This is a genomic window from Janthinobacterium sp. 35, assembly GCF_002754575.1.
Lineage (GTDB): Bacteria > Pseudomonadota > Gammaproteobacteria > Burkholderiales > Burkholderiaceae_D > Janthinobacterium > Janthinobacterium tructae.
Genome location: NZ_PEFN01000001.1, coordinates 843,324 through 856,915 on the forward strand (window position 1 = coordinate 843,324; position 13,592 = coordinate 856,915).

Below are 13,592 nucleotides of genomic sequence, written 5' to 3' on the forward strand. Positions count from 1 at the left end.
AAAAAACGCCGTCAATGACGGCGTTCCTGTGCAACATGGCTGGCGTTCAGCGCTTGCGGCGCAGCCAGCTGGCGGCAACGGCGGCCACGGCCAGGAGGACCAGGGCCGGCTTGACCAGCTTCTTGCGTCCGATGAACGATAGCGCCGTCAGCACGTAGGGCATGGCGCCTTGCAAACGCATGCCGCCCGGCGCCAGCAGGGACTCGACGCGGTGGCCGGCAAAGCCGACCGCCGTCTCCACCACGCCCTGCAACAGCGATTCGGGACGCAATGCATAACCCACGTTGGCGCGCGCATGCACGATGCCCACGCGATACATTTCGCCCTGGGCGATCAGCAGGCGCTTGCGGGCGGCTTGCGCCGCCAGTTTGTCGTTTTCCGACATGAATTCTCCTCGTGAGGCCGCTTACATCAGCATGTCGCGGTCGGCCTTCAATTCCGCCATGGTGGCCGGCATGGACAGCTTTCCTTGACGCAGCATGGCGCGCGCATACAAGACCAGCGCGATGGCCAGCAGTACGAACACGACCGTCATGATCGCCAGGATCTTCCAGCCCAGGCTATCCCAGGCCAGGAAAACGATCAGCACGCTGCCGTAAGCGATGGCAAACAAGCCCGCCACCGTCGCCAGCGCGAAAATGACCACCAGCTGCAGCATGTGATTGCGCACTTCCGACAGTTCGATGGTGGCCAGTTCCAGCCGCGACAACATCAGTCCGACAGCGTTTTTGGCCAGGCCGGCGACCGAGCCGATCAATCCCGGCCCCTGGTGAGACGAAGCAGACTTGTCCATATCGCTCCTGACAGTGGATTACTTGCGGCCCAGGATGAAGCCGACCAGCACGCCGACGCCAGCGGCGACGGCCACCGTGCGCCATGGGTTTTCCTTGACATAGCCGTCCGCCTGGGAGGCGAGCTGCTTGGTGGCAACGATGGCCGATGCTTGCGCTTCGTGCGCCTTGGCCAAGGCGGCGTCCAGGGTTTTCATGCCCTTGACGCGCACTTCATCGGCTTTTTCGCCGGTCAGGGCGGCAGCGGCGCTGAACAGGGCTTGCGCATCCTTGACCAGGGTTTTGACATCGTTGTTGACGGTGGTGATATTATTTTCCAACATGGTTTAGCTCCTTAGCTGTGGATGAATGTAGTTACTATACCTACTTTACTCAAAAACACTATTCCATTAGATCGCGCATATCATCGGCGTGCTCTTCCTCGACAGCCATGATTTTGATCAACAAATGGCGTGTGGTCGGGTCTTTGTCGCCAATTTTCACGATCATCTGGCGATACGACTCGATTGCCACCCGTTCCGCGATCAGATTGGCACGCACCATGCTTTGCACGTCTTCGGACTCATCATACTCGGCATGGCTACGTGCAAGCAATGTTGCAGGATTAAAATCTGGCTTGCCATTCAATTGCACGATGCGTTCGGCCAGCCAGTCAGCGTGTTCCTGCTCCTGCTGCGCGTGTTCCAGGAACTCGGCCTTGATGCTGCCGTTGCCGCGCCCGCTCACGGTGTAGTAATGGCGTTTATAGCGCGCAATACACACCAGTTCGGTGGCCAGCGCCCCATTCAACAGGGTGATCAACTCCTGGCGGTCGCCCTGGTAGCCGGCCGTCACGGCGCCGTCGTCCAGGTTTTTGGCGGCCGCGCGGATGGCGGCCGTATCGATGCCAGCTGGAATTTCCACAGATGTTTGGGTCATGATGTTTCCTTTCAAGTCTTGCATGGGTATCCACCGGCCAAGCTGCGGCCGGTGCTGCCTTTCTACTGCCGCGCCAAAGGGCGCAGCTTATCGGCGGGCGGGAATGGCCGTGTTATCTTCCGACAAGACGATTTCCACCCGGCGATTCAGCTGGCGATTCGCCGCGCTGTCATTGCCGGCGGCCGGATAGGCGGCGCCATAGCCTTTCGTGGCGATGCGGTCGCGGCTGATGCCTTGCTCCAGCAATGCATTGCGCACGGATTCGGCGCGGCGTTGCGACAGTTGCAGGTTATGCGCGGAGCCGCCCGTGCTATCCGTAAAGCCTTCGATCAGCACGGTGCGCTGCGGGTTGTTTTTCAGTACGTCGGCCAGCTTGCGCGCCGTATTCGTGCCATCGGCCGTCAGGTTTGCCTTGTCCGTGCCAAACAGCACGTCACCCAGGGTGATGACCATGCCGCGTTCGGTTTTCTTGGCGGCCAGGTCGGCCAGCTGCGCTTCGAGTCCGGCGGCGCGGGCTTGCGCATCGCGGGCCGATGCTTCAGCCGCTTGCGCCTGGGCCTTGGCCGCTTCCGCATCCGCTTGCGCCGACTGGGCGCGGGCCGTGGCCTGGTCAGCCTGCTGCGTGCGCGCATCGAGGCGCAACTGGTCGCGCTGCTTGCCGGCGTTGGCGACATCGGCTTCCGCAGCTTTCTGCTTGGCGACTTCTTGCGCCGTGGCTATCTTTTGCTTGGCCAGGTAGGCCAGCTTGTCGACCTTTTCGCTGTCATCCTGGCGCGTGGCGGCCGCGTTCGCCGCTTCCAGCGCAGCGCTGGCTTCGCGGAATTCGCGTGGCGCATAGGTCGACACCAGCGGGTTCGATTGCGCCGCCATGTAGTCGCCGCGCGTCTGGTCAAGCAGGCTGGTGGTGGTCGGTGCGGAGCTGCAGGCGGCAACTAAAGCGGCCATGGCCAGCAGGCCGGGAATGGTGGTGTAGGTAGCTTTTTTCATGATGGAATCCTGTTATCAGTTATTGTTGTTTATTGTTTTGGGGCTTGCTGATTGGCACGGTCGAGTTCTTCGCGCATGACGCGGATGTTCTCGTTGATCTCATCGGCGGCGCTGGTGGCCTTGGCCGAGTTGGCCTTGCTTTGCGCCAGCTTGGCATCGGCTTGCGCCTGGTCGGCCAGGTCGCGCGCCAGTTTGTAGTCGCGGTCTTTCAAGGCTTGGTTAGCCATGCGCATTTTTTCGCGGGCCGAACGCATTTCATCGGGTGCCAGTTCGGCGGCGCCGGCGCTGGCGGCGTTATCGACGGCGGCGCGCGATACGGCGACATCGGCCGTCGCAGGCGTTTTCAGGCTGGAGCAACCCGTCATCAGAACAACGGCGGTGAGGCAGGCGGCCAGAGCGGTCATGGGGGTTTTGATGGAATCTCGGTTTGTCATTTTTTTCTCCTGGAGAATGTTAAGCGGTAGGGTTCAACGTCGGTACATCTGAAATCAGGAACTGCGTTTGATGTATGACGTTATAGGCTCCGGCTCCCCATATATCCGTTCGGTGCCGCACATAGAGTAAGAAATCGACAATACTTGCATGGGCAACGTACGCCAGCGCACCTGCACGCCAGCAAAACCTGAAACGGGACCGGCTTTGTAGCGATTCCTGTAGCATCGTGTCTACTTGTCCAGAAAGAATCAGCTTATGCCCCTCTCCCGCCGCCAGAAAATCGCCCTCGCCAGTGCCACCGTACTCATCGCATTACCCGTCGCCGCCGCCGTCGCCCTGCTCAATATGGACTGGAACCGCGCCAAGCCCTGGCTCAATGCGCGCGCCAGCGAAGCGCTGGGCCGGCCCTTTGCCATTGCAGGCGACCTGTCGCTGACATGGCAGCAGCCACCGGCTGCGGGGCAACAAAACTGGCGCGCCTACCTGCCGTGGCCGCACTTGCAGGCCCAGGACGTGCGCCTGGGCAACCCGAGCGCCATGGCAGGAACGGATGAGCCTGCGCAGCTGGCCAGCGTGAGCCAGCTGGCGTTTTCACTCAATCCACTGGCCCTGCTGGAGAAGAAAATCGTCATCCCGCAATTGCGCTTCGACACACCGCAGGTGCGCTTGCTGCGCAAGCAGGACGGCAAGAACAACTGGACCTTCGACAAGCAGGAGCAGCCGTCGCCGTGGCAACTGGAACTGCAAAGCGTGGTCTTCAGCAAGGGCAGCGTGACCCTGGACGATGCCGTCACGCACACAGCGATGCGCGCCGACGTCGACACCATCGCGGACGATGCGCGCTACGGCATCGCCTGGAAGCTGTCGGGCAAATACCGCGGCGAAAGTATCCAGGGCGGCGGCAAGGCGGGCGGCGTGCTGTCGCTGCAGCAGCAAGGCACGCCCTTCCCCATCCAGGCCGACATGCGCGTCGGCGGCAGCAGCGTGGCCATCGAAGGCACGCTGACGCGCCCGGCGGACCTGGCCGCGCTCGACGTGCGCCTGAAAATATCCGGGCCCAGCATGGCGCGCCTGTATCCCTTGACGGGCGTGCTGCTGCCGGAAACACCGCATTTCAGCACGGAAGGCCATTTGACGGGCACCCTGGCGCCGCGTGGCGGCGAATGGGTGTACGACCAGTTCAGCGGCAAGGTGGGTTCCAGCGACATCAGTGGCAAGCTGGCGTTTTCCGCCAGCACGCCGCGCAAGCGCCTGACGGGCGCAGTCCACTCGCGCCTGCTGCAATTTTCCGACCTCGGTCCGCTGGTGGGCGCCGATTCCAGCGCCAGCAAGAAGGAACGGGGCGTGCCGTCGACGCAGCCGGCCGGCCGCGTGCTGCCGGTGGAAACCTTCAAGACGGAGCGCTGGACCAGCCTGGACGCCGACGTGCGCTACACGGCCGATAAAATCACGCGCGACGCCGAACTGTCGATCAGCAAGCTCGACACGCACGTGGTGCTGACGGATGGCGTGCTATCCCTGACGCCGCTCAACTTCAACGTGGCGGGCGGCACCCTGACGTCGCAGATCAGGCTCGACGGCAGCGGCAAGGTCATCGCCAACGGCATCGCGGCCGAACTCAAGGCCAGCGCGCGCCATCTGCACATCCAGCAACTGTTTCCCCGCCTGCCGGCCCTGCAGGCCAGCGTGGGCGAAATCAATGGCGACGCGTCGCTGTCGGCCACGGGCAATTCCGTCGCCAGCCTGCTGGGCAGTTCAAACGGCGAAGTGCGCGCACTGATCAACCGGGGCAGCATCAGCAAGCTGTTGCTGGAAGAAATGGGCTTGAATATCGGCAGCATCGTGCTGACCAAACTGGTAGGCGACAAGCAGGTCAAGCTGAACTGCATGGCCGCCGATTTCGTCGTCACCAAGGGCTTGATGCGCACGCGCCAGTTCCTCGTCGACACGGACGATGCCGTGCTGCATGTCGACGGCACGGTGAACCTGGCCAACGAGCAGCTGGACCTGACCTTGCAGCCGGACAGCAAGGGCTTGCGCATCTTTTCGCTGCGCTCGCCCTTGTATGTGCAGGGCACTTTCAGCAAGCCCGACGTGAGCGTCGACAAGGGCGTGCTGGCCCTGCGCGCCGGCGGTGCCCTGGCGCTGGCCGTGGTGGCGCCCGTGGCCGCCCTGCTGCCGCTGGTCAATACCGGCCCTGGCGAGGACAGCGAATGCGCAACCCTGCTGGCCCAGGCGCGCGTGAAACCGGTGGCGCCGAAACCGGGCAAGACACCGCGCAAAAGCCGCTGAACAAGATGGCAAGAGAGGGCGGCCGTGCATGATTACAATTGTTACACCCCTATGTGCGTTGCCGAACAGACCCTGCCTTGCCACAATCCTATTCTGTGATCGTGCCTGAAACACCAAGACGTGGCGATACGAAGTCCCACCGGCCCACACCATGCCGGCGCCACGAGGTCCGAATTCATAGGAGAACTATCATGCAAATCATTAAAAAAATCGCCGCTACCACTTCCGTTGCCGCTCTGCTGCTGAGCTTGACCGCTTGCGCCAACATGTCGGGCCAGGATAAAAACACGGCCATCGGCGCCGGTGTCGGCGCCGTTGCCGGTTCCGTGCTGACGGGCGGCAGCGCCGTCGGCGCAATCGGCGGCGCCGCCGTCGGCGGCGTGATCGGTAACCAGGTCAAGCCGAAGTAATTGGTACTCAAGAAAGCGGGGTGGGTGCCCAGGCGCCCGCCCCGCTTTTTTGCGTCCGCGGCACGAGGATGAGGAAGATCAGACGAAGACGTTGGCCATGCCGATGGCGCCGCTGTCCTTGACCAGCGCGTAGCAGCGGCAGGAGACGGCTTCCAGGCCGGCAGAATCGAGGATCTCGATATTGCCGCGGCTGTAGGTGATGAGTTTTTGCTGCTGCAGCGCGCTGGCCGCCTTGGTCACGCCGACCCGCCGCACGCCCAGGGTGTGGGCGAGAAATTCATGCGTCAGGTGAAATTTTTCCGACTGAAGGCGGTCGCGCGTGATCAGCAGCGAACGGGCCAGGCGTGCCTCAAGCACGTGAAAGCGGCTGCACACGGCAATCTGGATGGCTTGCGCCAGCAAGGTGTCCGTGTAGCGGTACAGCAAACGCTGCAGGGAATCGAGCTGGGCGAACTCGGCGCAGAACTCGGCCCGCCCGATGCGGCTGGCCGTACCGGAACGTTGCACCACGGCACGCACTTGCGCCAGGTCATGGCCCAGCGCGACGGAAGCGCCCAGCACGCCTTCGCGGCCGACGGAGCCCACTTCCAGGGTCATGCGGCCTTCCGCCACGGCCAGCAGCGAGATCAGGCAATCGCCGGGGAAATAGATGTGACTGATAGGCTGGCCCGGTTCGTACAGCACCTCGCCCACCTCGACCGTGACGCTCTCGAACAGCGCGGCCAGGTGCCGCAAGTCGTGCTCGGGCAGGCAGGCCAGCAAGCGGTTACCGGCATCCAGCGCGCCCGCAGGCGTGCCCATGCCGGATCGGCCTGCATCGCGGGACAGGGTCATGCTGGCGTTCGTTGGTGGCATTGCTTTTCCTTGGTGTCGTTACAACTCGACATAATTTTTACTTAGCCTACGGTGCACTACCGTGCCTGTATGTACGGTGACGCACGGAAGCGGGGCACGCGGCACAGCACACTGGCTGCATGCACGGATAACACGCACTACCCATTTCATTATTTCAAAAAAACCAAGGAGCTCTCCATGACTACCACCACCAAATCCCTCCATCCGCTGGTGCTTGCCGCCGCCGTCGCCGTCCTGCTGTTTTGCGGCGTGGGCACGGCGGCCCTGATGGGCTGGCTGCCCTCGTCCCAGCGCGATGCCCAGCCACTGGCGGCCAGCACCTCGGCCGAACAGCTGGCCAGCCTGCAGGCGAACCAGCCGCAAGCGAACTTGCAACCGTCCAGCGCGCAGCCGCTGGCCGCCCTGCCGCCGCAGCAACAGCAGCAGCAACCCGTGCGCCAGCCGCAACAGCAACCACAGCAGCAATACGCGGCAGCCGCCCCGGCGCCGCAGGTATGCAGCAATTGCGGCGTGATCGAAGCCATCCATGAAGTCAATACGCGCGCCGAAGGCAGCGGCGTCGGCGCGGCCGGCGGCGCTGTCGTCGGCGGCTTGCTGGGCAACCAGGTAGGCGGCGGCCACGGCAAGCAACTGGCCACCGTGCTGGGCGCCGTTGGCGGCGCCGTGGCCGGCAACCAGATCGAAGGCAGCGTGCGCGCCACGCGCAGCTACAACATCGTCGTGCGCCTCGATAACGGCAAGACGCGCACCGTGCACCAGAGCGCCGCGCCGAACTGGCGCCAGGGCGACCGCGTACGCGTCGTCAACGGCGGCTTGCGCGCCATGGGCTAAGCGGCCGCCAGCCGGCGTTTAAACCGAACACACACCCGGCCTGTCCGGGTGTTTTCTTTTTAGCCATGTTCGTTGGCGTACAGATGAGTTTTCCGTCCCGCGAGATGATGCACTCAGGAAAATTCAACGAATATCTTCAAGGAGCTGGGATGGAAAACGACAAGGCAGGCAGTAAGCGGATCTGGCTCGGCTTGATCGGAGCCGGCATCCTGGCCACCGCGCTGGGCTTCTGCGCGCTGGACCTGGCGCCATTGCAAGCGAGCGCGCCCGTGTTCGGCGTGATGCTGCTGCTGACCGGCGGCATGGTCAGCTGCCTGGCGGGGGCCGTCGGCATGGCCGGCATGCTGGCCTGGATACCGGGCATGGCAGATGACCATGCTGACCGGTCCCGATAGTTGATCCTTGTGTACGACAGCGTACAGAACTCAAGCGAAACAAAGTAGACACTAAGTCATGGCATCAGCGTTCAGCGACCCAATCGCCGCGCAATGACAAAAAACCGATGACGGCGCCACGCGCCAGCGCCTGCAAGGCTTGGGCCGCCGCCGTCATCCACACATTACTCTCGGAGGACACATCATGCTGTATACAATCGCCGTCGTACTCATTATTCTTTGGCTGCTGGGCCTGGTAACTTCCTATACCATTGGCGGCTTCATCCACATCCTGCTGGTGGTCGCCGTGATCATGGTGCTGCTGCGCCTGATCAGCGGGCGCGGCTTATAGCCCAGGCCGTTAGCCTGGCCTGAGAAGAGCGGCGCGCGTGCAAACGGGCGCCGCTCTTTTGCCGCTTTTAGCGACAGTGGGCACGCACTGGCAAGCAGTGGCATTTTGCAGTAACGTGTACGGGTAGTCCTGGGTATGTCCCAATAACAAAACAAGGAGAAAATCCATGAAAGAAACCTTCAAAAAAGGCCCTGGCGCCAAATCCCTGATCGGCATGCTGGTGATCGCATTGGCCGCCAGCGGCTGCGCGGACATGTCCTCGACGCAACGTGGCACGGCCACGGGCGCCGGCATCGGCGCGGGCCTGGGCGCCTTGATCGGCGGCACCACCGGTGGCGGCAGCGGCGGCCGTACGGCCGGCGGCGCCCTGCTCGGTGCGGCAGCGGGCGCCGTAGTCGGCAATATCTGGTCGAACCGCATGGAAAACCAGAAGCGCGCGATGGAACAAGCGACACAAGGTACCGGAGTGCAAGTGTCGCAGACGGCCGATAACCGCCTGAAAATGGAAATCCCCAGCGATATTTCCTTCGACACCAACCGCGCCGACATCAAGGGCAACTTCCGCCCGATTCTCGACCGCTTTGCTGCCACCCTGAATGAAAACCCGAACACCACGGTCAGCATCGTCGGCCATACGGACAGCACGGGCAGCGCTTCCATCAACGAACCGCTGTCGGTGGAACGCGCGGCCCACACGCGCGACTACCTGGCCATGCGTGGCGTGTCGCCAACGCGCGTCGTCACGGAAGGCCGCGGCGCCCGCGAGCCGATCGCCTCGAATGCCGATGCCTCGGGACGCGCACGCAATCGCCGCGTGGAAATCTACGTAGCCGAAATGGCGCCACGCTAAGTTGGCTTGATTCAATAAAAAAATCTATGGTCACCCTCCTTTTTGCAAGCTGATTTTGTATGATGTGAGTAGGCTTGCTTAAATCTATCCGGCGTCTGGTTGGAGATGGATCTCCGCGCCACGATGAGAGTCGCGCCTGTCGGTCCTGAAAACCCGCTCGGCTTTCACAGCCGATTTTTTAGCCAGAGTATCCGGCAGGCCGGTGTGCCGTTCACGTCATCCAATATCAGCAGTCGCAAAACCAGGTAGGTGTGCTGTCAAACGGTGAGTCTGGGAGGCCCTCATGTTGTCATGGGGGCCTCTTTTATTTCAAATTCGGTATGGTGGGCCGCGATGGCCCATGCCATGCGCGCCAGTTTGTTGGCCAGGGCGCACGCCACCACATTCGAGTGGCGACGCGTGAGCATAGAGCGGACCCATTGTGCCAGCTGTCCGCGTTGGCGCTCCAGTCGCTGCATGTAGGCCCGCGCGCACTGCACCAGCAGGCGCCGCAGATTCTTGTCGCCGCGCTTGCTGATGCCCAGCAACTTGTTTTTACCGCCGGTACTGTACTGGCGTGGCACCAGCCCGACGGCGGCGGCGAAGTCACGCCCGCAGCGGTAGTGCTTGCCGTCACCGACTTCGGCGGCCAGCACGCTGGCGGTGATCGGTCCGATACCCGGTACCGTCATGAGCCGCTGGCCCAGATCATCTTCAGTGACTTGCCGGGTCAGATCCTTCTCGATCTCGGCGATCTGCTGGTCGAGGTACTTGAAATGGGCATGCAGTCGCTCCAGCACTTGTACCAGCCGTGCTGGCAGGCGCTGTTCTGCCAGCACGGAAGGCAAGCGCTTGATCGCCGCGTGGCCGACGGGCAAGCTGATACCGAACTCCAGCAGAAAGCCGTGGATTTGGTTGCTCGCCTTGACACGCTCGCGTACCAGCGATTCGCGCACGCGGTGCAGCGCCGAAAGCGTCTGTTGGGCCTCGTTCTTGGGCGTGACAAAACGCATGGCAGGACGGCTGGCCGCCTCACAAATGGCTTCTGCATCGATGAAGTCGTTCTTATTGCTCTTGACGAAGGGGCGCACGAACTGCGGCGAGATCAGCTTGGCCTCATGGCCAAAGCTGGCCAGTTGCCGGGCGATGCAGTGCGCTCCGGCACAGGCCTCCATGACGATGGTACAGGGATGAAAAGTGGCGAGAAACGCGATCAGTTGTGGGCGGCTGAACTTCTTGCGCAGCAGTGTTTTACCTTGACGATCCTGTCCGTGGACATGAAAGCTGTGTTTGCCGAGATCGATGCCGATGAGCATGACGTTTTCCATGATGGCCTCCTTCAGAAATGAAAACACCCTATAAGTTTAGTAACTTATAGGGTGGAGGGTGACCATCTCATTACCCGCCGGCAAGGTCACTTGCCGGCGGGTTTTTTCCATTGAAAACAGCTTATTTCGACGTCGTTGCCTTGGCGCCGCTCTCACCCTCTTTCGCCACCTTGGCAAAATCGCCCGCCGTCACGACCGACACGGCCGATGGCTTCAGGTACTCGCGCAAGCCCTGGTTCACTTGCGCCAGGGTCAAGGCGGCCACTTTCGTTTCCAGATCCTTGTCGTAGGCCATGGTGCGGTCTTCGGCAAGGTAGCCGGCCAGTTCGCGCGCCAGACCGCTGTCCTGCGTGCGGCCCACTTCCTGGGATTGCAGCCAGCCTTTCTTCGCCTCGGCCAGTTCCGCTTCCGTGAAGCCGTCGGCCAGCACCTTGGCGATTTCCTCGCGCAGGGCCGCTTCCACCTTGACCGTGTTTTGCGGCGCGCTGATGGCGTACGCCATCCAGTAGCCGGCCGGCTCGCGCGACGGGATGCTCACCTGCGAACCGACGCCGTACGACAAGCCTTCCTTCTGGCGGATGCGGTCGGCCAGGCGGCTGCGCAAGGCGCCACCACCGAGCATGTGATTGGCCATCAGCAAGGACGGATAGCTGGCGGCATCATCCTTGAGAGGAATCGGCTGGATGGCGAACAGCACGCTATTCGCCTTGTCCGGCGTTTCCAGCGTGACTTTTTCGCCGCTGACGGGCTTGACGGCATCGGGAATGCGCACATACGGCTGCTGCGCCTTCCAGCTGCCGTACAGGCTGGCCACTTGCGCCTTCAGCGCGGCCGGGTCGAAATCACCCACGGCGGCAAAGGTGGCGTTCGACGCGCCATAGTAGGCGCCATGGAAGGCTTGCACATCGGTCACCTTGATGGCTTTCCATTCTGCCAGTTCGGCCGGAAGAGTGGCCACGTGGCGCACATGGCCTTCCGGCGTGGCGTCGAGCAGGCGACGGAAGGCGTTCACGGCCAGCGGCTGCGGTTCAGGCAATTCCTGCTCCGCGCGGCCGACTCTTTCGCGCTGCAATTCCAGGAATTCCGTTGCGTTCAGGGCCGGCTTTTGCAACACTTGCGCCAACAGATCCATGGCGGCCGGCAAATTCTCGCGTTTGCCCATCAGCATGGCGGTAACGCCCTCGGCGCCGCCCGTGATCGCCACTTGCGTGCCCAGCTGGTCAAACTTGTCCTTCACTTCCTGGCGCGACATTTTATCCGTGCCGCGCGACAACAGATTGGCCGTGTAGCTGCCCACTTGTCCCTTGCCGCGCAAGCTCTCTTCGCTGCCGATCTGCAGTTTCAGCACGACGCTGACGGTGCTGCCCTTGGTTTTCTTCGGTAGCAAGGCGCCCTTCAAGCCGTTCGGCAAGGTGAAGCGCTGGGTGCGCGCTTCGATATTCTCGGGGCTCGGATCGAACGCCTCGCCCTGCGCCACCACGGCGCGGCCCGTGTAGCCGGCCAGTTGCGGCGCCACGTCGGCGTAGGCCGGCACAACGGTGCGGTCCGGCGCATCGGTGGGGATGAAACGGCCCAGGGTGCGGTTCGAGCTCTTCAGGTATTTCTCGGCCGCCGCCTGCACCTGCGCCGTCGTCAGCTTGTCGAGCTGGTCGCGCTGCAGGAAGAACAAACGCCAGTCGCCGGCCGCCAAGGACTCCGTCAGGGCAATCGTCAGGCGCGCCGTGTTCGAGGTGGCCAGTTCGATCTGTTTGTTCAGCTGCTGCTTGACGCGCGCCACTTCCGCCTCAGTGACCGGCTGCGACTTCAAGTCTTCCAGCACTTTCAGCATGGCCGCTTGCGCCGCATCCAGGTTGCCATCGATGGGCACCAGAGCGCCGAACAGGTTGTAGCCCGGCTCCAGGTTGCTCACCGAGTTGTATTCGATCTTGCTGGCCAGCTTGGTTTCCACCAGCGCCTTGTGCAAACGGCCAGCCGGGGCGTCCGTCAGCACGTGGCCGAGCACCTCGATGGCGACGGCGTCCGGGTTGCCGGACGGCGCCACGTGGTAGCCGGCGCCGACGAATTGCGTGCCCCCGCTGCGGCGCACCGTCACGGCGCGCTCGCCATCTTGCACGGGCTCGGCCGTGTAGGTGGGTTCGATCACGCGCGTCGGTTTCGGGATCTTGCCGAACAGCGCATTGATCTGCTGCAAGACCTTGGCTTCATCGAAGCGGCCCGCCACCATCAGCACGGCGTTATCGGGCTGATAGTATTTATGATAAAACGCGCGCAAGCGGGGAATGTTGACTTGCTCGATATCGGAACGGGCGCCGATGGTCGACTTGCCATAGTTGTGCCAGTCGTAGGCGATGGCCTGGATGCGTTCGCTCGTCACGCCGATCGGATCGCTCTCGCCCATTTCGAACTCGTTGCGCACGACCGTCATTTCACCTTTTTGCGTCTTCGGGTTCCACAGGTCGTTCTGGTCGATGGCCGCGTTGACCATGCGGTCCGCTTCCATGGCCAGCATCTGGCGCAGGTTGTCGTCGTTGGCGGGGAAGGTGGCGTAGTAATTGGTGCGGTCGTACCAGGTCGTGCCGTTGAACTGCGCGCCCGTCGAGTTCAGGATCTCGACGGGGGTTTTCGTGCCCTTCTTGATGCCGAAGTTGGCGCTGGGCTTGAACAGCAAGTGTTCCAGCAAGTGGGCCATGCCCGTTTCGCCATAGTTTTCATGGCGCGAACCGACCAGGTAGACGATGTTGGTGGTCAGGGTCGGCTTGCTGGCATCGGGGAACAACAGCACGCGCAAGCCATTGGCCAGGCGGTATTCGGTGATGCCTTCGACGGACGTGACCTTGACGGCGGCGCCGCGGTTGGGTGCGGCCTTGCCGGCTTTCTGGGTCGGTGCGGCTTCCACCGGGGTGGCGGCCAGGATGAACGACGGCGACAGGATGCCGGCGGCAAGCAGGAGGGCGGTAATGGGTTTCAAGGCAAAGTCCTGGTAACACTACGTTATATAGAAGCGCAAGCGCCATACGATACAAACGCAACGATTGTCGCCGGGCCCGCGCTGCGTCTTCGCTGCCCGGTGCAATGATTGCTCTCACAATTTACGGCATACTTATCAGTTACGCAAGTCCCTGTCATCAGGCTGTTATGTGCCCGTGTTATACTCGCCGTTCCAGAACTATCTGCCTGTATATGAGACGAG

Annotated in this window: 15 protein-coding genes; 6 read left to right on the forward strand and 9 right to left on the reverse strand. The window is 62.5% G+C overall.

Going from position 1 to position 13,592, the window contains the following annotated elements; translation table 11 throughout:
- Nucleotides 1–46 precede the first annotated feature (46 nt).
- The 6 genes from CLU93_RS03735 to CLU93_RS03760 all read right to left on the reverse strand — a co-directional run bounded on the left by CLU93_RS03735 (nucleotide 47) and on the right by CLU93_RS03760 (nucleotide 3,130).
- Entirely contained in the window at nucleotides 47–385 is a 339-nt protein-coding gene (locus CLU93_RS03735; protein WP_099760049.1) for a hypothetical protein, read from the reverse strand.
- 21 nt (nucleotides 386–406) lie between these two features.
- Entirely contained in the window at nucleotides 407–793 is a 387-nt protein-coding gene (locus CLU93_RS03740; RefSeq protein WP_099760050.1) for a phage holin family protein, read from the reverse strand.
- 18 nt (nucleotides 794–811) lie between these two features.
- A complete protein-coding gene (locus CLU93_RS03745; protein WP_034786336.1) occupies nucleotides 812–1,114 on the reverse strand; it encodes a DUF883 family protein in 303 nt (100 codons plus the stop codon).
- Between the two features lie 58 nt (nucleotides 1,115–1,172).
- A complete protein-coding gene (locus CLU93_RS03750) occupies nucleotides 1,173–1,709 on the reverse strand; it encodes a ferritin-like domain-containing protein (RefSeq protein ID WP_099760051.1) in 537 nt (178 codons plus the stop codon).
- A gap of 87 nt (nucleotides 1,710–1,796) precedes the next feature.
- Nucleotides 1,797–2,696: an OmpA family protein gene (locus CLU93_RS03755; RefSeq protein ID WP_099760052.1), complete on the reverse strand. Its 900-nt coding sequence runs from the start codon at nucleotides 2,694–2,696 to the stop codon at nucleotides 1,797–1,799.
- Nucleotides 2,697–2,725: 29 nt separating this feature from the next.
- Nucleotides 2,726–3,130, reverse strand: coding sequence for a DUF4398 domain-containing protein (locus CLU93_RS03760; RefSeq protein WP_099760053.1), 405 nt, complete (start codon nucleotides 3,128–3,130; stop codon nucleotides 2,726–2,728).
- A gap of 256 nt (nucleotides 3,131–3,386) precedes the next feature.
- On the opposite strand from CLU93_RS03760, the gene CLU93_RS03765 reads away from it, so the two are divergent.
- Complete coding sequence (locus CLU93_RS03765) at nucleotides 3,387–5,423, forward strand: AsmA family protein (RefSeq protein ID WP_099760054.1); 2,037 nt, start codon at nucleotides 3,387–3,389, stop codon at nucleotides 5,421–5,423.
- A 191-nt stretch (nucleotides 5,424–5,614) separates the two neighbouring features.
- Complete coding sequence (locus tag CLU93_RS03770) at nucleotides 5,615–5,833, forward strand: glycine zipper 2TM domain-containing protein (protein ID WP_096234572.1); 219 nt, start codon at nucleotides 5,615–5,617, stop codon at nucleotides 5,831–5,833.
- Between the two features lie 78 nt (nucleotides 5,834–5,911).
- Here the strand turns inward: CLU93_RS03770 and CLU93_RS03775 are convergent, their stop codons facing one another.
- Nucleotides 5,912–6,634, reverse strand: coding sequence for a Crp/Fnr family transcriptional regulator (locus tag CLU93_RS03775; RefSeq protein WP_099764220.1), 723 nt, complete (start codon nucleotides 6,632–6,634; stop codon nucleotides 5,912–5,914).
- 231 nt (nucleotides 6,635–6,865) lie between these two features.
- On the opposite strand from CLU93_RS03775, the gene CLU93_RS03780 reads away from it, so the two are divergent.
- The 4 genes from CLU93_RS03780 to CLU93_RS03790 all read left to right on the forward strand — a co-directional run bounded on the left by CLU93_RS03780 (nucleotide 6,866) and on the right by CLU93_RS03790 (nucleotide 9,095).
- Nucleotides 6,866–7,519, forward strand: coding sequence for a glycine zipper 2TM domain-containing protein (locus CLU93_RS03780; protein WP_099760055.1), 654 nt, complete (start codon nucleotides 6,866–6,868; stop codon nucleotides 7,517–7,519).
- Between the two features lie 149 nt (nucleotides 7,520–7,668).
- Nucleotides 7,669–7,914 carry a hypothetical protein gene (locus CLU93_RS03785; RefSeq protein ID WP_099760056.1) on the forward strand — a complete coding sequence of 82 codons (246 nt, stop codon included), beginning with the start codon at nucleotides 7,669–7,671 and terminating at the stop codon, nucleotides 7,912–7,914.
- A gap of 184 nt (nucleotides 7,915–8,098) precedes the next feature.
- Nucleotides 8,099–8,245 (forward strand): lmo0937 family membrane protein, encoded by a 147-nt coding sequence (locus CLU93_RS27780; RefSeq protein WP_010396376.1) that lies wholly within the window; start codon nucleotides 8,099–8,101, stop codon nucleotides 8,243–8,245.
- A 214-nt stretch (nucleotides 8,246–8,459) separates the two neighbouring features.
- Nucleotides 8,460–9,095, forward strand: coding sequence for an OmpA family protein (locus CLU93_RS03790; RefSeq protein WP_099764221.1), 636 nt, complete (start codon nucleotides 8,460–8,462; stop codon nucleotides 9,093–9,095).
- Between the two features lie 281 nt (nucleotides 9,096–9,376).
- Here CLU93_RS03790 and CLU93_RS03795 read toward each other — a convergent pair whose 3' ends face one another.
- On the reverse strand, nucleotides 9,377–10,402 hold the full coding sequence (locus CLU93_RS03795; protein WP_099760057.1) for an IS110 family transposase: 1,026 nt from the start codon (nucleotides 10,400–10,402) through the stop codon (nucleotides 9,377–9,379).
- 121 nt (nucleotides 10,403–10,523) lie between these two features.
- The gene (locus tag CLU93_RS03800) at nucleotides 10,524–13,370 is read right to left on the reverse strand and encodes a M16 family metallopeptidase (RefSeq protein ID WP_099760058.1); all 2,847 of its coding nucleotides are present in this window, start codon (nucleotides 13,368–13,370) and stop codon (nucleotides 10,524–10,526) included.
- Nucleotides 13,371–13,592 lie beyond the last annotated feature (222 nt).

Bases quoted from the DNA above. Each gene is read 5' to 3' on its own strand.
- CLU93_RS03735 (WP_099760049.1), bottom strand. From the start codon at position 385: ATGTCGGAAAACGACAAACTGGCGGCGCAAGCCGCCCGCAAGCGCCTG.
- CLU93_RS03740 (WP_099760050.1), bottom strand. From the start codon at position 793: ATGGACAAGTCTGCTTCGTCTCACCAGGGGCCGGGATTGATCGGCTCG.
- CLU93_RS03745 (WP_034786336.1), bottom strand. From the start codon at position 1,114: ATGTTGGAAAATAATATCACCACCGTCAACAACGATGTCAAAACCCTG.
- CLU93_RS03750 (WP_099760051.1), bottom strand. From the start codon at position 1,709: ATGACCCAAACATCTGTGGAAATTCCAGCTGGCATCGATACGGCCGCC.
- CLU93_RS03755 (WP_099760052.1), bottom strand. From the start codon at position 2,696: ATGAAAAAAGCTACCTACACCACCATTCCCGGCCTGCTGGCCATGGCC.
- CLU93_RS03760 (WP_099760053.1), bottom strand. From the start codon at position 3,130: ATGACAAACCGAGATTCCATCAAAACCCCCATGACCGCTCTGGCCGCC.
- CLU93_RS03765 (WP_099760054.1), top strand. From the start codon at position 3,387: ATGCCCCTCTCCCGCCGCCAGAAAATCGCCCTCGCCAGTGCCACCGTA.
- CLU93_RS03770 (WP_096234572.1), top strand. From the start codon at position 5,615: ATGCAAATCATTAAAAAAATCGCCGCTACCACTTCCGTTGCCGCTCTG.
- CLU93_RS03775 (WP_099764220.1), bottom strand. From the start codon at position 6,634: ATGGGCACGCCTGCGGGCGCGCTGGATGCCGGTAACCGCTTGCTGGCC.
- CLU93_RS03780 (WP_099760055.1), top strand. From the start codon at position 6,866: ATGACTACCACCACCAAATCCCTCCATCCGCTGGTGCTTGCCGCCGCC.
- CLU93_RS03785 (WP_099760056.1), top strand. From the start codon at position 7,669: ATGGAAAACGACAAGGCAGGCAGTAAGCGGATCTGGCTCGGCTTGATC.
- CLU93_RS27780 (WP_010396376.1), top strand. From the start codon at position 8,099: ATGCTGTATACAATCGCCGTCGTACTCATTATTCTTTGGCTGCTGGGC.
- CLU93_RS03790 (WP_099764221.1), top strand. From the start codon at position 8,460: ATGCTGGTGATCGCATTGGCCGCCAGCGGCTGCGCGGACATGTCCTCG.
- CLU93_RS03795 (WP_099760057.1), bottom strand. From the start codon at position 10,402: ATGGAAAACGTCATGCTCATCGGCATCGATCTCGGCAAACACAGCTTT.